The sequence below is a fragment of the Rothia mucilaginosa genome, assembly GCF_901875305.1.
Lineage (GTDB): Bacteria > Actinomycetota > Actinomycetes > Actinomycetales > Micrococcaceae > Rothia.
In genome coordinates this window covers 68,341-90,375 of the sequence record NZ_CABFLY010000006.1, presented here as the reverse complement: position 1 = coordinate 90,375, position 22,035 = coordinate 68,341, and the positions used below count along the sequence as shown (strand labels likewise).

The 22,035-nt window shown below is 62.6% G+C and carries 14 protein-coding genes and 1 tRNA gene; 3 read left to right on the top strand and 12 right to left on the bottom strand.

What is annotated here, in order from left to right; translation table 11 throughout:
• Window position 1: 1 nt before the first annotated feature.
• The 6 genes from rimM to ffh form a co-directional block, all read right to left on the bottom strand.
• Window positions 2-652 carry a ribosome maturation factor RimM gene (rimM, locus tag JX292_RS07655; RefSeq protein ID WP_204863171.1) on the bottom strand — a complete coding sequence of 217 codons (651 nt, stop codon included), beginning with the start codon at window positions 650-652 and terminating at the stop codon, window positions 2-4.
• 182 nt (window positions 653-834) lie between these two features.
• Complete coding sequence (locus JX292_RS07650) at window positions 835-1,080, bottom strand: RNA-binding protein (RefSeq protein WP_005505691.1); 246 nt, start codon at window positions 1,078-1,080, stop codon at window positions 835-837.
• A gap of 2 nt (window positions 1,081-1,082) precedes the next feature.
• Window positions 1,083-1,505 carry a 30S ribosomal protein S16 gene (gene rpsP / locus JX292_RS07645; RefSeq protein ID WP_049358453.1) on the bottom strand — a complete coding sequence of 141 codons (423 nt, stop codon included), beginning with the start codon at window positions 1,503-1,505 and terminating at the stop codon, window positions 1,083-1,085.
• A gap of 249 nt (window positions 1,506-1,754) precedes the next feature.
• Window positions 1,755-2,240, bottom strand: a complete 486-nt coding sequence (locus JX292_RS07640) for an NUDIX domain-containing protein (protein ID WP_049343813.1) — start codon at window positions 2,238-2,240, stop codon at window positions 1,755-1,757.
• 11 nt (window positions 2,241-2,251) lie between these two features.
• A complete protein-coding gene (locus JX292_RS07635; protein ID WP_204863170.1) occupies window positions 2,252-5,002 on the bottom strand; it encodes a hypothetical protein in 2,751 nt (916 codons plus the stop codon).
• A 102-nt stretch (window positions 5,003-5,104) separates the two neighbouring features.
• Entirely contained in the window at window positions 5,105-6,682 is a 1,578-nt protein-coding gene (gene ffh, locus JX292_RS07630) for a signal recognition particle protein (RefSeq protein ID WP_204863169.1), read from the bottom strand.
• Window positions 6,683-7,006: 324 nt separating this feature from the next.
• Here ffh and JX292_RS07625 point away from each other — a divergent pair.
• Window positions 7,007-7,086 (top strand) — tRNA-Leu (locus tag JX292_RS07625).
• Window positions 7,087-7,291: 205 nt separating this feature from the next.
• On the opposite strand, the gene pyk is transcribed toward JX292_RS07625, so the two are convergent.
• Window positions 7,292-8,755, bottom strand: coding sequence for a pyruvate kinase (gene pyk, locus JX292_RS07620; RefSeq protein ID WP_204863168.1), 1,464 nt, complete (start codon window positions 8,753-8,755; stop codon window positions 7,292-7,294).
• A 497-nt stretch (window positions 8,756-9,252) separates the two neighbouring features.
• Between pyk and JX292_RS07615 the strand changes: the two genes are divergently transcribed.
• On the top strand, window positions 9,253-9,825 hold the full coding sequence (locus JX292_RS07615) for a flavodoxin domain-containing protein (RefSeq protein ID WP_204863166.1): 573 nt from the start codon (window positions 9,253-9,255) through the stop codon (window positions 9,823-9,825).
• A 691-nt stretch (window positions 9,826-10,516) separates the two neighbouring features.
• Window positions 10,517-12,415 carry a lysozyme gene (locus JX292_RS07610; RefSeq protein ID WP_204863165.1) on the top strand — a complete coding sequence of 633 codons (1,899 nt, stop codon included), beginning with the start codon at window positions 10,517-10,519 and terminating at the stop codon, window positions 12,413-12,415.
• A gap of 924 nt (window positions 12,416-13,339) precedes the next feature.
• On the opposite strand, the gene adhP is transcribed toward JX292_RS07610, so the two are convergent.
• The 5 genes from adhP to JX292_RS07585 form a co-directional block, all read right to left on the bottom strand.
• Window positions 13,340-14,383, bottom strand: coding sequence for an alcohol dehydrogenase AdhP (adhP, locus tag JX292_RS07605; RefSeq protein WP_275586153.1), 1,044 nt, complete (start codon window positions 14,381-14,383; stop codon window positions 13,340-13,342).
• 581 nt (window positions 14,384-14,964) lie between these two features.
• Window positions 14,965-15,987 (bottom strand): prolipoprotein diacylglyceryl transferase, encoded by a 1,023-nt coding sequence (lgt, locus tag JX292_RS07600; RefSeq protein ID WP_204863163.1) that lies wholly within the window; start codon window positions 15,985-15,987, stop codon window positions 14,965-14,967.
• Complete coding sequence (trpA, locus tag JX292_RS07595; protein WP_204863162.1) at window positions 15,987-16,841, bottom strand: tryptophan synthase subunit alpha; 855 nt, start codon at window positions 16,839-16,841, stop codon at window positions 15,987-15,989. Before trpA ends, lgt begins: the two co-directional genes overlap by 1 nt.
• Window positions 16,841-18,175: a tryptophan synthase subunit beta gene (gene trpB / locus JX292_RS07590; protein ID WP_204863161.1), complete on the bottom strand. Its 1,335-nt coding sequence runs from the start codon at window positions 18,173-18,175 to the stop codon at window positions 16,841-16,843. Before trpB ends, trpA begins: the two co-directional genes overlap by 1 nt.
• 273 nt (window positions 18,176-18,448) lie before the next feature.
• A complete protein-coding gene (locus JX292_RS07585; RefSeq protein ID WP_430538715.1) occupies window positions 18,449-21,931 on the bottom strand; it encodes a chromosome segregation SMC family protein in 3,483 nt (1,160 codons plus the stop codon).
• Window positions 21,932-22,035 lie beyond the last annotated feature (104 nt).

Sequence of the window (22,035 nt, the reverse complement as noted above, 5' to 3'; positions counted from 1 at the left end):
ACTACTCCCCCGCCTGCTCGGTCGACTGCTCAGCATCCTCGACCAGGTCAATCAAACCCGCCGGAGGGGTCAGCAACACGAAGCCGGGCTCCTCCTCGGTGGAGGGAACCACCTCGGGCACGATCTCCTCCACGAAGGGAATCATGATCTCCTCGCCCGCGCCGGAGGCAAGACGCGACGAACGAGCCAGCTTAATGAGCAGCAGATCCTGAACCGGCATGGTCTGCAGGCCGGTCACCTTACCCAGCGGCTTACCCACAGCCGGGTTGTCCACGGGGCTCTCGCCTTCGGGTACGTCAGCGAGCAGGTACACGGGCAGGTTCACGAGCTCCTGCTCGTAGAAGCCCTCCTCCTCGCCGTCGTCCTCGGGAACCTCGTAGACCAGGCGGGTGCCGCGCAGCTCCTCCGCCTGGTTGCGGGTGGTCACCTCGTCAAAGCGGACCACCAGAATCTTCTTGTTCCAGCGGGCGCCGGCGACCGTCAGCTCACCGGTAGGGGCCACCGAAGCAGCAGCCGAACCGGGGACAAAGTTCTCAATGCCGAGCACCTCACCGCGGGCGAAACGCTCCTGCGGGGCATCGGTGAAAAGCTGAACCGTCACCTCGCCGCGAATACCGTGCGGCTTACCGATACGAGCCACCACAACCTGCATAATTTTCCTCCGCTGGGTACAAGCCAAATATACGCCGCGCGTCTGCACGGCTCCCCCTATTCTACCGGGCACCATGAGCGGACGCATTCACCACCCAGCCCACCAATCGGAGCAGACATCCGGGTACACGAACGCCCCCGCCTCCGGAAACCCGGAAACGGGGGCGCTTCAAACGTTACGAGCTAGCGTCGCTTCTTGTCGGTGTCGATAATGTCGATACGCATCGGCTCGCCATCAGAAATAGCGTCCATCACCAGACGGATGCTCTTGGCGGTACGACCGGACCTGCCGATAACTCGGCCCAGGTCATCCGGATGCACGCGAACCTCAAGGGTCTCGCGGTGACGCTGAGTGCGCAGGCGCACCTTCACGTCCTCCGGACGATCGACAATCCCTCGAACCAGGTGTTCGAGTGCGTCAGCCAACATGATTACTCAGCTGCTTCCTCAGCCTCAGCCTCGGGAGCTGCTTCCTCAGCAGCCTCTTCAGCCTTCTCAGCCTTGGGGGTGATAGCCTCGGGCAGAATCACGGAACCCTTCTCGGGAACAACAAACTCAGCCTTAGCCTCAACGGGCAGAACCTTGGACTCTGCCTTCTCGCCCTTGAATGCAGCCCAGTCGCCCGAGAGCTTCAGCAGAGCCAGAACCTGCTCGGTCGGCTGTGCGCCGACAGAGAGCCAGTACTGAGCACGCTCAGAGTTGATCTCGATACGCGAGGGGTGCTCGGTCGGGTGGTAAATACCAATCTCCTCGATGGTCTTACCGTCGCGCTTGACGCGCGAATCAGCGACCACAACGCGGTAACGAGGATCGCGGATCTTACCCATACGCTTGAGACGAATCTTAACAGCCACTGTAGTGGTTACTCCTGTTTCATAATTTGGTGCGAGGCACGCGGTTCAGCACCCGTGGGGCGGGCCATTCACGGCGCCTCTATGGACACAACGGCGTGCGAAGAGAGGGGTCGCACGTCGCCGGGTACTCAGCTAGGGTATCAGAGCCCAAGATTTTAAGCTAGCGACCGTGCACATTTAATTGCGGTTAATCGCCGCGGGCCCCTCCGCCGCCTGCAAAGGGTCAGCGGAGAGGCCGGCAAAACCCCGCTAGTCTAGATTGCTCATCTCCAGGGTCTCGCCCGTCTCCAGGGCCCGGTAGCACTCGCGCAGGCGGTGCACCATCGAGGGTCGTACGTAGCCCTCCAGGTTCTCCGGGGCCACCCACTCGTAGGTCACCAGTTCGGCGTCCTGCAGGGTAATCTTCGTATCCGCCGCAATCACGCCACCGTCGTACATGTAGTAGGTGGAGTCACCCCACACACCCAGGGCCAGGCCGTGGAAAATCAGCAGCACGCGGCCCAGCTTCAAATCAAGGCCCAGCTCCTCCACGATTTCGCGCTCACACCCGGGCTTGGGCGCCTCGCCGGCCTCCACGGTGCCGCCGGGCAGAATCCACCCATCCTTATAGTTCGGCTTGACCAGCAACATCTCACCGCGCTCATTACGAATCAGCGCGCCGGCCGCCAGGCGACGCGTGGGCAGGGTCGCGATAAAAGCCTTCAGCTCCTCATCGCTCAGGTAGGTATCCCTCATCGTATCTCTCCTTAACGTTCTTTCGGCGCGCGCACGCGACGCACCATATTCCAGACTCGCTCGCGCAGGCTCGGGTTCGGGCTCGATTCTTCCTCGGGCTCTTCCGCGGCGCGGTAGTTGCCCTCTCGCAGCTCGTCAATCAGGGTGCGCTTGGCGGGGTGGTGTTCCCGCCCGCTCTCACCCGGATGCACAACCTCCGCGGGGGTCGCGGCGGGTCGGCCAGATTCCTCATGGGCGTGCTTCTTCATCTGCGTCTGCTCAAAAGAATGCAGAACCATCGGAATTAAAGCCGACTCGACCGTAGCATTCAGGGCAAAAAGTGCAGCAACAACCGAGAACTTGCGGCTCGCCTTACCCTGCGCACGACGACGGCGCGCCACATTCGCCAGGGTCAGGGCGATAGCGCTCTGAGCGGTCACATCTGCCCCCAGGGCAAGCCCCACGCGGCGAGTCTTCGCGCGAATCTGCTCCGGGGTCAGGCGCTTGCGGCGCGAACGCGGAGCAGGGGTCTGAACAGAGGAATTCTGGTGTGCGGCATCTTGCGCGTCCGGCGCAGGCTCATCGCTCGCCGCAGCATCATGCTGGAGTGCAAGCGCAGCCAACCCCTCGGGAGTCTGCTGACTTACCGTAGCTTCGTGCGACGCAGTACCCTGCTCCTCATTCGGCGCGGAGTCAGCCTCATGCAGGGTGCTGTCAAGAGATAGATAGCCGTCTTCAGTCTCCACAAAGGAATCCGGCGCAGACCCCTCCGGCGAACCCATGTGGGTGTACTCGTAGGGAATGTGCGCGTTATTGATGGCGTCCATCCACTCGGCAAGGGTCACGCGGCGACCGGTCGCCACCAGCTGATAGCTACGCTCCAGAGGTGAGGTATAGCCGTCCGGATAGGGCTCAATCTCCTCGTCATCTTCAGCGCCCTTAACCTCGGAGGAGGCGTTGCCGGCGGAATCGGGCTCGGTGGCCTCAGCCTCGGGGTTGGTGTCTTCCACGGGGAGGGACACCTCTACCGCCTCAGAAGACGCGGCTTCAGAGGATTCACCAGCTGATTCAGCCTCGACAGGCTCAGCCAGCTGCGAGAAGCCCTCATCCTCAGAACCGAAGATACGAGCCGTGCTAATCGACGCCACATCAAAACCAACGGTCGGCACCAGCGCCAATTCAGTGGGCACATCCAGCAACTGCAGGACCGATTCCAACGCCAAGGTATTGCTCGTATCGCGAAGGTACGCGTTCAGACGACGGCCAGCCGTAGAATCAGCCTCAACACCAAACATCGCCATCACATTAGTGATGCTCTGCGCACACTCTTCCTCATCGGACCCCAAAATCTTCGATCCGGCAAGCTCCGGGGCCGTACCGGGAAGACCCGCAAGTAGGTCCTCCAGCAGGCCGTCGTAGCTGGTCAGCTCCTCCAGGCTCAAGGCACGAGTCAGACGCTTGGGCACGCGCTGCCAGCGGAACTCCTCCACAACGTTCTCGTAGGGTTCGCCGAAAGCCTCCAGGTACCATTCCTCATCCGAGTAGGGCTCCTGGGCGGGCTCCTCGTAAACCACCAGGTGTTGCTGATTCACGTTGCCCTCAGCAATCAATGCATTACAGCGCAACAGCCCCAGCAGGGCTGTGAGGTCCACTGGGTCGGCCGAAATGAGGGTCCATTCTCCTGCCGGAGCAGCCACCACCTGTTGGGTACCGGCCGGAAGGTAGGCCAGAAGAAGGCCTGTAATCATGTCGATGGGCAGGTCGACGAGCATGGCGGCATCGCCGTCCACATAGAATTCCAACTCACCCTGGCCGTCAGATAGTTCCTCCCATTCGGTCGCCTCGCCCTCCATGGCGGCACCGGTGACCGGGAGTTTCTCAACCAGCTGAGCCACGTAATCCTCAATGGGGGCGCCCAGGCTCAGCGTGCCGTCTGCCGCCTCCAGAACGTTCAGGTACCCCTCGGGGTCCACCGCGCAGAGCACGTGGAGCTGTACCTGAGTCTCACCCAGCTCGTAGGCGATGAGCTCAGAGTCGCCTGCCGTAGCCTCGATGAGAGCGGCAATCAGCTCCTCATCGGTGGTGGAACGCGCCATGATGCGGCGGCGCTGAATCTTTTCCTCCAGCTCCAGGTTCCGGTCGGCAGATTCCTTGCCCCGCGGCTCGGTTTCGCTATCCTCGCCCTTCGGATGCTCGGGGTTCACAGATTCGTCCGGATTGGAGGGGGCGGGAGCACTATCCCACAGGCCCGAAAGCTTGTCGACGGTCCACTCCTCGTTCTCGAGGTCAACGGCGATGCGGTCCACCCGGGTGCGATCCTCCCGAGGGTCCGCGGCGGAGTTCCGATCGATTCCGCGCATACTGCGAGCCTCGCGGATAAGCCGCAACAGAGTCGCGGTCACATCGTCGACGGCCGGATCGTCGCTCTCGCTGGAGTACACCAGATCGCCGGTGACGTCGGCAGAGTTCTCGCCGTAATCCAGGGCAAGACGCACCCAGAGGGGGACGTACCCGGGGAGCCCGGGCAGATGCTCGTCTCGGCCCTCAAACGAGGGCTCGGGCGCCGAGCCAGGGTCCGAAGCCGTCCCATCCGAGGCGGCCTCACCCACGGTATCGCGATCCGGGGCATCTTCGGGCAGGGAGTTATCGCCCGGCAGGTCACCACTTCGTACCTCGCCGGGCAGGGCTTCATCAGGCTGAACTTCACCGCACTGGGTTTCGCCACGCTGAGTCTCGCTGGGGCGCGGGTTTTCGCGCTCCCCGTTCTGCTCGTTCTGAGTCATTGTCCCTCCCTTCGGCCCCCTCATCGGGCGCCATATCGGTACGGGTGCGCACCGTCAAGTCGATGCGCACCCGTACCACCCCTTACGGGGTTGCGTCTGCTCCTACTGCAGGAACTTCTCGAAGCCCTTCGGCAGGTTCATGCTGGACAGATCCATCTGCTGGTCCTGTGCCTGCTGGCCGAAGGCAGCACCGGCGCGAGCCTGCTGCGCCTTAGCTGCTGCCGCCTCCTGCGCCGCACGCTTCTGCGGGTTGCCGGAGCGGGCCTTCTTCTTCTTATTGTTCTTCGCGTTCTTACGAGCGCCACCCGCTGCAGCCGCCATACCGGGCATCTGCATACCGCCGGGCATGCCGGGCATCTTGCCCGAAGCGAGCTTCTTCATCATCTTCTGAGCCTGAGCGAAACGCTCCATCAGCTGGTTCACCTCAGACACGGTCACACCGGCACCCTTAGCGATACGGGCACGGCGAGAACCGTTAATGATGCGCGGAGCCACACGCTCGTGCGGGGTCATAGAGCGAACAATCGCCTCCACACGGTCAATCTCGCGCTCATCAAAAGCCTCAAGCTGCTGACGCATCTGAGCCGCACCGGGCATCATCATGAGCAGCTTCTTCATGGAACCAAGCTTACGAATCTGCTGCATCTGAGCCAGGAAGTCCTCAAAAGTGAAGTCTTCCTGATCGATGAACTTCTTCGCCATACGGTCAGCTTCAGCCTTATCCCACTGAGCTTCAGCCTGCTCAATCAGAGTCAGGATGTCACCCATATCCAGGATGCGGCTTGCCATGCGGTCCGGGTGGAACTGTTCAAAGTCAGTGACGTTCTCACCGGTGGAGGCGAACATAATCGGTTTGCCGGTCACCGAAGCCACCGACAGCGCCGCACCACCGCGGGCGTCACCATCCAGCTTGGACAGGACCACACCGGTGAAGTCCACGCCCTCGTTGAAGGCGTTAGCGGTGTTCACGGCGTCCTGGCCGATCATCGCATCGATGACGAATAGAACTTCGTTCGGCTCGATAGCATCGCGGATATCGCGTGCCTGCTGCATGAGCTCGGCATCAACGCCCAGACGACCCGCGGTATCAACAATCACCACGTCGTGCAGCTTGGCGCGCGCCTCAGCCACGCCGTCGCGTGCCACCTGCACGGGGTCGCCGGTGGGCACGTCAAATTCGCTGGTCACACCGGGGTGCGGCGCATACACGGGCACGCCCGCACGCTCGCCGACGACCTTCAGCTGGGTCACCGCGTTGGGGCGCTGCAGGTCAGAGGCAATCAGCATGGGGGTGTGACCCTGGCCCTTCAGCCAGTAGGCCAGCTTGCCGGCCAGGGTGGTCTTACCGGCACCCTGCAGACCCGCGAGCATGATGATGGTCGGGCCGCTCTTGGCCATGTTGATGCGACGGGTAGAACCACCCAGGATGCTCACTAGCTCGTCGTTCACAATCTTGACGATCTGCTGGGAGGGGTTGAGTGCCTCGGATACCTCCGCACCAAGGGCGCGTTCCTTCACGTGGGCGACAAACTCGCGGACCACGGGCACCGCGACGTCGGCGTCGAGCAGGGCGCGACGGATTTCGCGGACGGTTGCATCAATGTCTGCCTCGGAGAGGCGGCCCTTGCCGCGCAGGTTCTTAAAGGTTGCCGTCAAGCGGTCGGAGAGAGAATTGAACACGATCCGTGATCACTTTCTTAACGTTGAGGTGGCCCCCACCGCGGGGGCGTGCGGGGATGGTTAGTCAGTCTTTAAGGATACAGGATATGCGCATTCTCCCCCGCTTCTACCTGTGGATAATGCGCGAGGTTCACCGCGAGCACAGCAAGGAAGCACCGGCAAACACGTCGGATGCTTTCCGTCCTCCCATGCGTTACTCAACGTTCAGAGCTACCTGCAGCAGATGCCGGACAGCGTTCCATCCTTCCCCTCCCCCGCCAATGATTAGATTTTCTAGAGCACCTGGGTTAGAATCTTAGAGATGTCGCATTCCGCATGCGACGCGCCCGAGTGGCGGAATTGGCAGACGCGCCTGACTCAAAATCAGGTTCTTCGGAGTGTGGGTTCGAGTCCCACCTCGGGCACCGAACTAAGCGGTGGAAAGGCTTCAAGCTTTTCCACCGCTTTTCTGTGTCCGCTTCTACCCTCACACGCAGACCGGATGAGGCAACTACAGAGACAAAGAACCGCCGCCCGACCGTGAAAGTTCACGACCGGGCGGCGGTTCCATATAACGAGCAGTATCTTCCGGGAGCTACCCCGGATTACCTCTCAGAGAGCGTTAGCGGCTTAGCGCTTGACCTCGTTCTCCTCGTAAGGACGCAGATCCTCACGCTCGCCGTCGGCACCGGAGACGCGGTGCACCTGAACCATGTTGGTGGTACCTGCGCGACCTGCGGGAGCACCGGCAACAACGACGACCAGGTCGCCAGCTTCTGCCAGGCCGTTCTTGAGCAGGTACTCGTCCACGAAGGTGAAGATAGCTTCCTGATCAGTAATCATCTCAACCTGCTCAGCTTCAACACCCCACAGCATGGACAGGAAGGAACGAACCTTCGAGCTGGTGGTGAATGCAACCACGGGGGTCTCGGGACGCAGACGTGCCAGACGACGTGCGGAGTCACCGGACTGGGTGAAGGTCACGATGAGCTTTGCATCCAGCTGGTCGGCGATGTTCACTGCCGCACGGGTAATTGCGCCACCGCGGGTGCGAGGCTTGCGGTCCAGCTCGGGCACGCGGTACATGCCACCCTTTTCGGTGTCCTTGACGATTGCTGCCATAGCCTGCAGGGTCAGAATCGGGTACTTACCGACCGAGGTCTCACCCGAAAGCATCACTGCGTCTGCACCGTCGAGGATTGCGTTAGCGCAGTCAGAGACCTCTGCACGGGTAGGAACGGGGTTATCGGTCATGGACTCGAGCACCTGAGTTGCCACGATGACGGGCTTTGCCCAGCGGCGTGCCATGTCGATAGCCTTCTTCTGGACAAGGGGAACCTCAGAGAAGGGCAATTCAACACCGAGGTCACCACGAGCAACCATGATGCCGTCGAACTTGTCGATGATGTCCTGCAGGTTGTCCACTGCCTGGGGCTTCTCAATCTTGGCGATGACGGGTACGCGAATACCCTCTTCTTCCATGATCTTGTGGACGGGCTCAACGTCCGCACCGGTACGAACGAAGGAAAGTGCAATGATGTCTGCACCCATCTTCAGCGCGAAGCGCAGGTCGTTTGCGTCCTTCTCGGTCAGTGCGGGCAGGGAGACCGCTGCGCCGGGCAGGTTAATGCCCTTGTTGTTGGAGATGGGGCCGCCAACGACCACGCGGGTACGAACGCGGGTTTCGGTCACCTCAATTGCCTCGAGGCGAATCTTACCGTCGTCGAGGAGAAGCTTGTCACCGGGCTTCACGTCGCCGGGCAGGCCCTTGTAGGTGGTGCCACAGATTTCTGCGGTACCTTTAACGTCTTCGGAAGTGATGGTGAAGTCTGCACCGGGCTCAAGGTATTCCTTGCCGTTTGCGAAACGCTCGAGGCGAATCTTGGGGCCCTGCAGGTCGGCGAGGATAGCAACGTCCTTGCCAAGCTTTGCAGACTCCTCGCGGATGGTGTTGTAGCGTGCCTGGTGCTCGGCGTGGTCACCGTGGCTCATGTTCAGACGGGCGACGTTCAGGCCAGCCTTGATTGCCTCGGAGATCTTCTCGGGGGATTCGATTGCCGGACCGATGGTTGCAACGATTTTTGCGCGCCTCATGTACCTAACCTTTGTGTGTTGTTTCGCGCACCCTTTAGGGGGAAACGCCGGTTTTTCAGGGAAGATCATTACTAATCTCCCACTCATTCCCACGCTTTCCAACAGATTGGAACATGCCGAAGGCGTGGGATTCTTCCTCAATTATAGGGGTTTTACAGCCTCTTGGGTATGTCTATTCCAGTCTTTCTGTTCGGGAAATCAGTGTTTCGCCTCGCACCTAAAATCCCCCTATCGCTCTCATTGACATCCGTTCCGCACAAAGTCGCGGCATACGTTATTTAAGGTACTTTCCACCCAGAGAAGATAAGTGTTGTAATAATTGGTCACACCCATTAACCTTCGGGCGTGTTTAGAGGGCAGGGTCCCCTCTCGCGGTCACCTATGAGAAAATGAACAAGGCTTCCACAGCTAGGCGATTTCACATTTTCGCGCGCCTAGCATATATTGGAAGCAATAATTAGTATTTGAAATGCGAAATATATCTGGAAGGTACACAGATGACTACTCGCGTGCTGATTATCTTCGGCTCCACCTACGGCTACACCGAACAGTATGCCACCTGGCTGGCAGAAGATTTGCGTGCACTCCCGCAGGCCCCCGAGGTTGAAACTGTCCCCGCCGCCAAGGTAACCCCCGAGCAGGCAGAGGCATTCGATGCCTTCGTGATTGCAGGTAGCGACTATGGTGGATTCCTCAATGGCGCCCCGGCCCTTCGCAAGAAGATTCTGCCGGTTATCGCCCCGAAGAAGAACCGCACCGCGTTCTTCACCGTATCCTTCACTGGCGAGTACTCGAAGAAGCTACTGGACAAGGCTGTAGCCAAGAGCTACACCCCCGAGCTGACCGAGGGTCGTCCCGTCTACCACCTGCGTGGCGGCATCGATTTCGATAAGATTTCGCTGGCTCACAAGACCGCCCTCAAGGGTCCGGTGCGCGCATGGCTCATGGCTAACCCGCACCCCAACGAGGGCATCAAGCAGATGCTCGAATGCTACAAGACCGGCAAGGCAGAATACACCGACCGCGAGACCCTCAAGCCTCTGGTCGAGGACATTGCCAAATTCCTCTAGGACTGGGCTATCTAGGACTGGGCTAGCATAGCAACCCCAGGGAATCGCTGAGCTTTCGTGTATACCTCGCCCCAACGCACCGGGCCTCCCGTTCAACGGTTGAGACGGATGCGTTCGGGTGCGGAATGCGCGATTCAAAACGTGCCGAACGGCACCACACAGTGATCGATGGTTTCATCTCTCCTGCATCGATCATGAAACTCCGGGTACCGGTGCGAGGCCGCGCCAAAAACAAGTACCCGGAAACTGAGGGGTGGGTCTTTGTGTGTGCGGCCCACCCCTTCTTTCATGCCCTCTTGCCACCCCCACACTTCCCCTCCACCGTATAGCCCTAAATAAAAGTACACAGGTGAGAAAAGGCCGTCCAAAAACCCCAAAAACATTGCGTTTCACGCCGCTCGTGCCGTACCCTGTTACCTGTGCCCGTCGGCGCCTGCCACTCCATCACCGGCCCGCTACCCCTGTAGTGGCGCATCTTCTTCCGGTGGCAAGAATCCAACCACAAATCCATGAGGGACTACTGTGCCCTCAACGGATTGTCGCGCCCGAATGCGGTCACCATTTCACTCACATCACCGGCAACCGCACACGTACGCCCGTTGCAGAACGACCCGTTCGCTCCGCACCGACCCGTTCCACCGCGTGCCGGGATCACACCTATTCACATTCACCTCAAACACAGGCATAACACATGAAGAAACTTCAGACTGCCGGGCGCTCCGCGGCAGCCCGCTCCCTTATGGCATCAGCCGGCGCCCTCTCGCTCCTAGTCTCCTCCCTGGCCACTGTTCCTGCGGCCTTTGCAGCCCCCGAGGCTTCCACAAACCCCACGGCTACCGCATCTGCCTCCACCGGCGCACAGGCCGTCGATGCGAACACCCCGTACGAGGACCTCACCTACGCACCCGCCCCGGATCCCGCGCAGGTCGAACGCAACAACCCCGCCATGGGCGCCGGCGAGCGCGAACGCCTGGGCACCGCCAACGCCCGCACCGGCGCAACCTCAGCCCCCGCCTCCGCGGCCACCCTGAGCGGACTCTCCGCGGGTAGCTCCTCAGCGCAGGCACTGGCTCCTGGCCGCTCCGCCTGGACCCCCAGCGGCGGCACCCTCGGCATGGATGTCTCCTCGTACCAGCAGAACGTGGACTGGGCAAGCGCCTGGGCGGCAGGTTCCCGATTCGCCTACGTGAAGGCCACCGAAGGTGCGTACTACACCAACCCCTACTTCGGGCAGCAGTACAGCGGCTCAGCCTCCGTCGGTATGGTGCGCGGCGCCTACCACTTCGCCAACCCCCGCACTTCCTCCGGCGCCGATCAGGCCCGCTACTTTGTACAAAACGGCGGCGGCTGGACCAGCGACGGGCAGACCCTGCCCGGCCTGCTGGACGTCGAGTTCAACCCCTACCCCGCCTACGGCAACACCTGCTATAACATGACCCCGGCACAGCTGACCGCCTGGATCCGCGACTTCGTGGACACCTACCGCGCCCTGACCGGCCGCGCGCCCATGGTGTACACCGCAACCTCTTGGTGGTCCCAGTGCGTGAGCTCCCAGGAATTCGGTTCCCTGCCGCTGCACCTGGCCAGCTACTCCACCGTCGTGGGTCGTATTCCTGCAGGCTGGAACGGCTACGACATCTGGCAGTTCACCGACTCGGGCCCGTTCGTGGGTGACTCCAACTTCTTCCCCGGTAGCTTCGAAGACCTGAAGGTTTTGGCGAAGAATCCGAAGGCAGAACACCGCAACTGGGCCAAGGAGCACAACCAGCCCACTCTGGACCCGAATGTGGTTGTCACCCCGACCGGCTCAATCGACATCCGCACCGGCATCGGCGCGGCATGGAACCGTAACCGCGACTTCTACGGTAACCCCCTGGGGGCGGAATACAACCTCGGCAACGGCGTATACGCCCAGAAGTTCAGCAACCGCAAAACCATCTACTGGACGAACGCAAACGGGGCGCACTGGGTAGTGACCGACGGCGGTCTGGACTACAAGTTCCGTTCCAACGTGGCCCGCTACCGCGGCCTGGCCACCAATGAAGAGGCACGCTTCCAGACCGTGGCGGTCTCCTTCGCCAACGGTGAGGGTGCCTACTGGACCGAGAGCACCGGAACCCACGCCCTCAACGAGCGCGGCAGCATCTACTGGGCATGGCGTAACTCCGGGGCCCAGGGTGCACCCACCACGGATGAAGAGAACCTGGGTGGCGGCATCGTCAAGCAGGAATTCTCGGGTCGCCGCACCTTCATCTGGAGCGAAAAGACCGGCACCCACCGTCTGAATACCGGCGGGGCGTTCTACTACCGCTTCCTGGAAAACCACGACGCCTGGGGATCCCCTGTGACCGATGAGACCGCCAACTCCACGGGCGCTCAGGTGCGCTTTGCCTCCGGCAAGATGCTGCTCTGGTCGAACGCATACGGTACCTACGAGACCAACGGTAACGGCGCAATCTACAACCATTGGGCACGCAACACGGCCCGTTACGGTGCTGCACGCGGCAATGAGTCCTACGCAAACGGCGTGTACTACATGGACTTTGAGCGCGGCACCATTCGCTGGACCGCTCGGCGCGGCATCTACTAGGCCTACGACCTAGCAGAACAGCACAAAATATAGAGATTGAGGGGCACCTTCTACCAAAGAAGGTGCCCCTCACCGTTTCCGCTCTAAGGATGCGAACTCTCCATCTCCTATCTCGCACAGGATCAGAGGGCTCGGCGCTGCCGCGAGCGGGGTGGGTTACCGAGTGAGTAGAGAAACCCGGCTATGTTACCCGTGCCGGCAGGTAAGTCTGTGTCACGCCGCCACCGTGCAGGTGGGGCGAGTCATCTCAAGAGGCGGGCCTCGGATTAGTGTGGCGAACGCAATCCCCCTTGACTACGCCCGTGGGGCCCACACTAATCACTATGAGGCCTAGTCTCAGGAGGCGTCTAGAGGGGGCAACCTAACCGGACGTAGGACTCATGGCGAATAACGGCACGGTACGAAGATGCTGAAATTCACCCGGGATGCGATGCTCCGAGGAAGGAGCCGATATCTAGGAGGGCGGTTCCTTCATGCGTCGTATCCCTCTTCTAAGGGTAGGTCGGAGGAGGGGCTCTCGCCTATCATTTCGGCAAATATTACGACTCAACTATCGGTTGAAAGTTTATCTACCTGTAATACATTTTGAATTCTTTAGATGTCAAATAATGCATCTTTTATCGATAATTTGCTAGGATTTTTGAGATAATCATCGATTATTTCAAAATAATTTTATGAATATATTACGTTTAGGTGTGTCGCACTCTCAGCGGGCATACCAGATTTCTCCACGCTCAAACACCCGCTCCGGGAACCCTCACCACAAGCCACAAGGAGTCCAGGGCACAACGTAAGCTAGGGCGCACCCCGTGCCGTATGCACCACGAGAAAGTACCCCTACTCCCCCGCTACACGGGATGCGCCCTAGACGCTTCATCACCCGGTCAGCCGCGGCTCACACCGCGAGCGCCGGGCACCGCCTCCTTATAGGCTTGCGAAATCCAGCACCATGCGGCCGGTAATCGTGCCTGCGGCCATCTCCTTGAAGACCTCCGGCGCCTCGTCCACGGCACGCAGCTTCACGACGGGAACCACAATGCCGTCGGCACCAAACTGGAAGGCCTCCGCCAAATCCTGGCGGGTACCCACGAGCGAACCCACCACGCGGATACCGTCCAGAATAATCTTCACGATGGACAGCTCCATCATCTCAGACGGCAGACCAACAGCCACCACGGAACCACCCGCGCGCACCGACTCCACCGCCTGGTTGAAAGCAACCTTCGACACAGCAGTCACCACGGCTGCGTGTGCACCACCATTGGTCAGCTCGCGAATACGAGCCGGAACGTCCTGCACCTCACGGCCGTTGATGACGTAATCAGCGCCGGTCTCACGGGCCAAAGCCAGCTTGTCATCGTTGATGTCCACGGCGATGACCTTAGCGCCGAAAACCTTCTTCGCGTACTGCACCGCCAGGTTACCCAGACCGCCAGCACCGTAAGCAACCAGCCACTGACCCGGGCGAACCAGCGACTCCTTAATCGCCTTGTAAGTGGTCACGCCCGCGCAGGTAATCGAGCTGGCCTGCGCCGGATCCAGACCCTCAGGCACCTTGACCGCGTAGTCGGCGGGCACCAGAGTGTACTCGCTCATGCCGCCGTCGACAGTGTAGCCGGCGTTCTTGACCGAACGGCACAGGGTCTCGCGACCCGAGGTGCAGTACTCACAGTGGCCGCAGCCTTCAAAGAACCAGGCCACCGACACCCGGTCGCCCACCTTCAGGGACTCGACGCCCTCGCCGACCTCAACGACCACGCCGATACCCTCGTGACCGAGGATGCGGCCGGGAACCTCACCAAAGTCACCCGAAGCAACGTGCAGGTCAGTGTGGCACACGCCCGAATACTCAATCTTGACCAGGGCCTGACCGTACCCGACGTTGGGAACCGGGACCTCACGAACCTCAACCGAGCCATCCGAATGCTCGGGAACAACAACTGCCTTCATCGTCTTCTGGGTGCTCATGGCATCTCCTTCGGGGAATACCGCGCCCACACTGTCTTAGCGCGGTATCGGTGGGTTATGACACTTCCACCGTAAAATAGCTCTCCTCTTCTGTGAAGGATGCAGCCCGAATGTGACGTAGCGTATCCATGAACATGCCTCGCCGCAAAGAATGGGAGAGCCCACTCCCCCGCGTTAGGGTTCCGAACGACTAATGCGTCAGAACGCATAAGGTACTTATGCCGCTATGACAAACCAAAACAGAAAATGAGAACGTCTCCCAACCAGAGCTGATTGAGAGGCGTTCAGAAAAGATTTAAATATTAAGTTTGGTGCGCATACCACCCTAAAGACAAACCACGCTCCGCAAGCTTATTAGCCCACAAGATTAGAATCCCCGACGCAGGACGGGGCGGGTCGGTGCGCTGAGGATATTCAGGATTTGAATAACCAAACCTCCGACGCAGGACGGGGCGGGGCCCAACACAGAGCCAAGCACTGGGCCAGGCTGACTCACACGCGGGCTCAAAGACAGAAAACCGCCGGAGGGGGTACTCCCCCATCCGGCGGTTTTCATCATTAACGATTGGCTACCGAAAACATCAGCTGGACGCGGCGTCCTCCGACTTCTCGGCCTTTTCGGTACCCTCGGCCTTTTCGGTACCCTCCGACTTCTCGTCGGAGTCCGCGGAGCCGTCCGAGTCCTCGGCGACGTTCGCGGCCTTCTTCTCCGAACGCTTCGGGGCGACCTCCACGGGGCCGGGCTCAACACCCGCGGAAGCCTTAGCCGCCGCGCGACGACCGGCCACCACAAAACCAGTAGCACCCAGCAGAACCAAAATCAGAGCCGTCCACACGTGAATACGAACACCCCAGAGCATCTCCGACGTATCAATACGCAAGAACACCTCAATGAAGAGGCGACCCACACCGTAGTAGAACACGTACAGCCACAGGGTCTGACCCAGCTTCAGTACGCCCTTACGGCCCAGCCACAGCAACAGCGCCACACCCAGCAGGTTCCACAGCGACTCGTACAGGAACGTCGGATGGAACAGCGTGCCGGCCGGATACTGCGAGGGGAAATTACCGCTCGAGGTGCTAATCTCCAGGCCCCACGGCAGGGTCGTCGGCTTGCCGAACAGCTCCTGGTTGAACCAGTTACCCCAGCGGCCAAAGGCCTGAGCCAGCAGGATGCCGGGCGCCACCGCATCCGCGAAGGCCGCGAAGTTCATGCCGTAGCGGCGGCAACCGTACCAGGCACCCAGCGCACCCACCGACACGGCACCCATAATGCCGATGCCGCCCTCCCAAATCTTCAGGAAGGCCCACGGATCGGCGGCGTTCGGACCGAAATAGCTACCCGGGTCGGTAATCAGCACGTGGTAGGCGCGGGCACCCACAATACCGGCCGGAATGGCCCACATCGCCACGTCAAAAACACGCTCCGGAGTGCCACCCGCCGCCTTCCAGCGGCGAGAACCCAGCCACAAGCACACCGCCATACCCGTCAGAATGCACAGGGCATAGAAATGCACACGGAACGGGCCCAGTTGCAGGTACGAAACGCTCGGGGAAGGAATCGATAGCGCCGGCAGGGTCGCGGCCGAAAGCAAGGCCGACATTAAGCCTCACCCCCTGCCAGCTCGCGGGTCAGGCGGGCCACCGCATCCACGCCACCGGAGGCCAGGGCCTTCACCAGCGCGGTACCGACAATCACGCCGTCCGCGTACTCGCCAATCTCCTCCACGTGAGCGCGAGTCGACACGCCCAGGCCCACACAGGCGCGCTGCGCACCGGCGGCCTTGATGTCCGCCACCAGAGTGCGGGCCGCCTCCGACACGGAGGCGCGGGCACCGGTCACACCCATAACCGACACCGCGTACACGAAACCGCTCGAAGCCTTCGCGATGGTCTTCAGACGCTCCGGCGACGAAGACAACGAAGCCAAGAAAATACGATCCAGACCGTACTCGGTGGAAGCGGCAAACCAAGCCGACGCCTCATCGGGCACCAGATCGGGGGTAATCATGCCCGCGCCACCGGCGGCTGCCAGGTCACGTGCGAAGCGCTTCACGCCGTAGGCCAGCACCGGGTTCCAATAGGTCATGACCACGATCACCGCATCGGTGGCCTCGGTGATACGACGGACCGCCTCAAAGAGCTGGGAAAGCTTGAAACCGTTCTGCAGGGCCTGGCCGGTCGCCTTCTGAATCACCGGGCCGTCCATCACCGGATCGGAGTAGGGGACGCCCAGCTCGATGATGTCCGCGCCGTTGTTGCCCAGGGCAATCGCCGCGTCGATGGACTCCTCCAGGGTGGGGAAACCCACCGGCAGGTAGCCGATCAGGGCCGCGCGACCCTCGGCCTCGCACTGCGCGAGGCGAGCGGCCAGGGGCGAATCGGGGTTAGCGGGAGGGAAGGTACCGTCCACCACCTCGTAAGGGGCGGCGTGAGGAATGAAGTCCTGGTAGCTCATTACTTAGCCTCGCTCTCGGTCTGTGCGTTCTTTTCAGCGGAGGCGGCGGCCTCCTTGTTGCCGGTCATCAGGGTCGAGGACGGGATAGCCTTACCCAGGCCGAACCACTTCTGAGCGGTCTCCATGTCCTTATCGCCGCGGCCCGACAGGCACACAATCATGGTCTTCTCGCGGGCGGCCTCCGGGTCCTCAGCGGCCCAGCGCTGGCACACACGCAGCGCGCCAGCCAGGGCGTGCGAAGACTCAATCGCCGGGATGATGCCCTCGGTGCGGCAGAGCAGGCTCAGCGCATCCATGGCCTCGGTATCGGTCACCGGCTCATAGGTCACGCGGCCGATATCGGAGAGGTACGAGTGCTCCGGGCCCACACCCGGGTAGTCCAGACCCGCCGAAATCGAGTGGGACTCAATGGTCTGGCCGTCCTCGTCCTGCATCAGGTAGGTCATCGCACCGTGCAGCATGCCCGGGCGACCCAGAGTGATGGTCGCCGCGTGACGGCCGGTCTCCACGCCGTCTCCGCCAGCCTCAAAACCGTAAATCTCAACCGAAGAATCGTCCAAGAACGCGTGGAACAGGCCAATCGCGTTCGAGCCGCCACCCACGCAGGCGGCCAAGCCGTCGGGCAGGCGGCCGGTCTCAGCCAGAATCTGCTCGCGCGCCTCCGAACCAATAGCGTCATGGAAGAAACGCACCATCGCCGGGAACGGGTGCGCACCCGCCGCAGTACCCAGCAGGTAGTGAGTGTTCTCGACGTTCGCAACCCAATCGCGCAGCGCCTCGTTAATGGCGTCCTTCAGGGTGCGGGACCCATTCTGAACCGCAATCACCTTCGCGCCCAGCAGCTGCATGCGGGCAACGTTCAGGGCCTGACGCTCGGTGTCCTCCTCACCCATGTACACCACGCACTCCATGCCGAACAGGGCTGCGGCGGTCGCGGTGGCCACACCGTGCTGACCTGCACCGGTCTCAGCAATCAGGCGGGTCTTACCCATGCGCTTGGCCAACAGAGCCTGGCCCAGCACGTTGTTGATCTTGTGGCTACCGGTGTGATTCAGGTCCTCGCGCTTGAGGAAGACGCGGGCACCGGCGTGCTCCGAGAACTTCGGAACCTCGGTCAGTAGCGACGGACGGTTCGAGTACTCGGCGGAGAGGCGCTTGAACTCGGCCAAGAATTCGGGGTCGTTCTTCGCCTCGTTGAAGGTGGTTTCCAGCTCATCCATGGCGGCAATCAGCGACTCGGGCATCCACCGCCCGCCGTACTCACCAAAGTAGGGGCCGGGGGCATTCTTCAACGACTTACCGTTGAGGAAAGCATCTGCCAGGTTTTCGCTCATCACTATTCCTTCCCTGGATGGTTGATGCCGGATGCGCGAATCTCGCGGGCCCGCGGGTGCGGGGCGGCGCATCGGGCCTGAACGGGGTGAGCCCGACCGGTGACGACGGGTTTTCCCGCACCGTTTAAGAAATGGGCGGGAAAAATCCGAAAGGCTTAAAGAAAGCGTGCCGACGGGTATTCACCCATAATTTTCAATAGTACCCCGGCGCGCCTGCCCGAACACCGCCGAGGGGCGTGATAAAGCCCCAAGCGGGTCCATTCTGAGGAATTCCTAAAGCAACTCGCGTAGTTCTTCCATATCCTGAGACAGCACGGCGGAAACGCCCTCGCGCATCGACACCCCGTACAGGGTCTGCGCGATCTGCATCGTGCGCTTCTGGTGCGTCACCACAATCAGCTGCGAGCGTTCCCCCAGCTCGCCCAGCACCTGCAGTAGGCGCGAGAGGTTGCGGTCGTCCAGGGCAGCCTCCACCTCGTCAAGGGCGTAGAAGGGCGAGGGACGCGACATGTAGATTGCGATCAGCAGGGCCAGCGAGGCCAGCGAGCGCTCACCGCCCGAGAGCAGGGAAAGGCGCTTGACCTTCTTACCTGCCGGACGGGCGTGAATCTCCACGCCGGCATTCAGCGGGTCGGCCGGGTCGTCGAGCTCCAGGTGGCCCTCACCTCCGGGGAAGAGCGTCGCGAAGATGCGGCGATAGTGGGTGTTAATATCCTCCAGCGCGGCGGTGAAGACCTCGGCGATGTGGGAGCTCACCTCGTCCATGACCGTGTTGAGGTCGCGGCGGGTCGCCTTCAGGTCGTCAATCTGCTGGTTCAGGTAGGCGTGGCGCTCGGAAAGCGCCTCGTACTCCTCAAGAGCCAGCGGGTTGATGGCGCCCAGGGCTGCGAGCTCGGCGCGGGTCGCCTCCAGGCGGGCGCGCACGACGGAGGTGGGGACCGTACGTTCGGAGGGTTCGTCCTCGGGATTTTCCGCGCTATCGGCGTTTTCTACATTCTTCGCGGCGCTTTCGGTATTTTCGATTGCGTCATTTTCCGCGGCATTTTCGGGCGCCCCCGCGAGGCTTTCGATATTTTCGGAGACGTCCACGGGCAGCTGTTCGGAATAGTCCTCCCCCAGCCGCTCCAGGCTCACACCCGTCTGCAGGCGCACCCGCTCGGCCAGAGCCTGCAGACGCTCCTGCACGCGGGCCGCCTCGGTCTGGGCGCGGGCCAGCAGGGTCAGGGCCGCGGCGTGGCTCGACTGCAGGTCGCGCACCTCCTCATCGGCGGCAAGGGCACTCTCGCGGGTCTTCTCCAGCTCGGCGCTCAGCTCGCGCAGCTGCCCCTCGCGTTCGCTTACCTCGGCGGAGAGCACCTCGAGCAGTCGGCGGGCACGGCGCTCCACCGTGGCGGCGGGGGCTTGCTCCCCCGTGCCGGCCAGGTACTCGTCCTCGCGGGTGCGGGCGGCGCGGTAGGCGGACTCCGCCTCGCTCACGGCACGCTCGGCGGCGGCCAGGCGCTCGACGTGGCGGGCGCGCTCGTTCTGAACGTTCAGCGCGGATTCCTTCAGGGACTCGGCCTCGGCGCGGGCGCGGGCGTGTTCGGCGGCGGCCACGCCGGCTGCCTTGGCGGCCTCTCGCTCGTCTTCGACCGCTGCCTCCGAGGCGGCGCGGGCGCGGGTCACGGCGGCTTCGGCATCGTCCAAGGAGGCGCGGGTGAGGGCCACGGCGCGCTCGGCCTCACGGTGGGCGGCAGCCAGTTCCAGGGCGCTCACGCCCTCGGCCGGGTAGAGCAGGCTGTAGCGGGTGTACTCGACTCCACGCGCATCAAAGACGCGCCAAAAAACGTCCCGACCGGCGGTTTCACCATCGGAGGTCTCGGGGTCTTTGGAGCCCTCGGGGGTTTCGGGGTGCGAGGGATTTTCGGCGGTCAGCAAGCGCAGGGCGGCCTCGGCCGCCTCGGGGCTCGGGGCGAAGAGGGTTCCGGCCAGGCGCTCGCGCAGGGCGGCGCCCACACGTGCCAGAGCGTGCTCATCGATGCCGCTCAGCGCGGCGGCCTCTTCGCTCAGGGGTTCGACGACCTCGAGGGCCACGCGCACGCCCAGCTCGGCCAGGCGCTCCGCGTGAAGCTCGGGAAGAGAAACAGTGGGGGTCTGCTCGAGCGAGGGGGCCTCACCGCGCAGGTGGGAACGGTCGGGGGCAGCGGAGGACTCGGTGAGCGCGGCCGTGGCCAGGGCGCTCAGGGCGCAGGCCGCCGCGCGGGCGTACTCGGGGTCAATCTGCACTGCGTTAAGCACGCGCAGGGCACCCTCAGCGGACGCCCCGGAGCCCGCCGGTGCGGCGTGCTCCAGCAGCTCGCCGGTCTCGGGGTCGAAGTCGCCCTCATCCGAAGCGGCAAGACTCGACTCAGCCGAGCTCGAGTCTGCGGAATCCCCGGGCGCGGGGCTCTCGGCTACGGTACCTCCGGCGGGGTCCTCCCCCAGACTCTGCCCCAGCGCCTCACGCAGGGTCGCGGCACGCTCGGAGGCCGCCGCGTAGGCGCGGGTCGCCTCCACGGCCTCGGCGCGGGCCGCATCCAGTTGCTCCTGCGCGCGAGCCCGGCGGTGCGCCGCCTCCCCCGTGCTCCGCTCGCAGCGCTCCACGGCCTCGACGGCACGCTCCACCCGGTCGAGCGCCTCCGCGTAGCGCTCCTCAAAGCCGGCGTACTGCTCGGTGGTGCGCTCGGACTCCTCGCGGCGCTCTTCTAAAGCCTCCAGGACGCGTTCGTATCCAGCGCGGGCGGCGGCGGTCGCCTCCGTCAGCTCCACGCGGTAGGTGCGCACGCGCTCAGCGGCGATGGACTGCACGGTGCGCACGCGCGCGGCGGACTCGCGCAGGGAAGACACCGCGGCCTGAGCTGCCGTCACCTCTGCGGTGAGCCGAAGCTGCCCCTCGCGATGTGCCTCGGCCGCCTCGCGGGCCGCCCGCAGCTGCTCGCTCAAGCCCTCGGCGCGGCGGATACCCTGCGCCTCGGCGGTGGCGGCCTGCTCCTGTTCGGCACGCAGAACGCCCAGCTGACGGGCCAAAAGCACCGACTCCAGCTGGCGGATGCGCCCCTGCAGCTGCCGCGCGGTCGCGGCGGACTCGGCCTGGTCGCTTAGCGGCTGAAGCTGCGAATCCAGCTCGCTCGCCAGGTCGCTCAGGCGCGTCAGGTTAGAGGCCACCGACTCCAGCTTGCGGCTGGTCTTCTCCTGGCGGCGGCGGTACTTCACCACGCCGGCCGCCTGCTCAATCATGTCGCGGCGCTGCTGCGAGGTTGCGTGCAGGACCGCATCCAACTGGCCCTGGCCCACGAGCACGTGCATGTCCTGGCCCAGGCCGGCCTCCGAAAGCAGATCCTGAATATCGGCCAGGCGCGCCGGGGAACCGTTAATCTCGTACTCGCTGCCGCCAGAACGGAACATGGTGCGCGAAATCTGCACCCGATCAGCGGGAATGCTGAGGGTGCCGTCCGAATTGTCGAAGGTCAGCGTCACCTTGGCGCGGCCCAGGGGGGCACGCTGGGCGCCGTCGCCCGAACCAGCCTCGCCCGAGCCCGCAAAGATAACGTCCTTCATGCTGCCGCCGCGCAGGCTCTTGGCGCCCTGCTCGCCCATGACCCAGGCGAGCGCATCCAGCACATTGGATTTGCCGGAGCCGTTCGGGCCCACCACGGCGTTAATACCGGGGGCGAACTCGAAGGTCGTGGCCGAGGCGAAAGACTTGAACCCGCGCAGGGTCAGCGACATCAGGTGCACAAGGGGCCTTTCTGCAGAAGAAGGTGCCGGAATCGGGGCGCCGCCGCGGTGAAGCCCGCAGGGTCAAATCTGCAGGTCGAGCCTTTCCGGTGTACGGGCGGCAT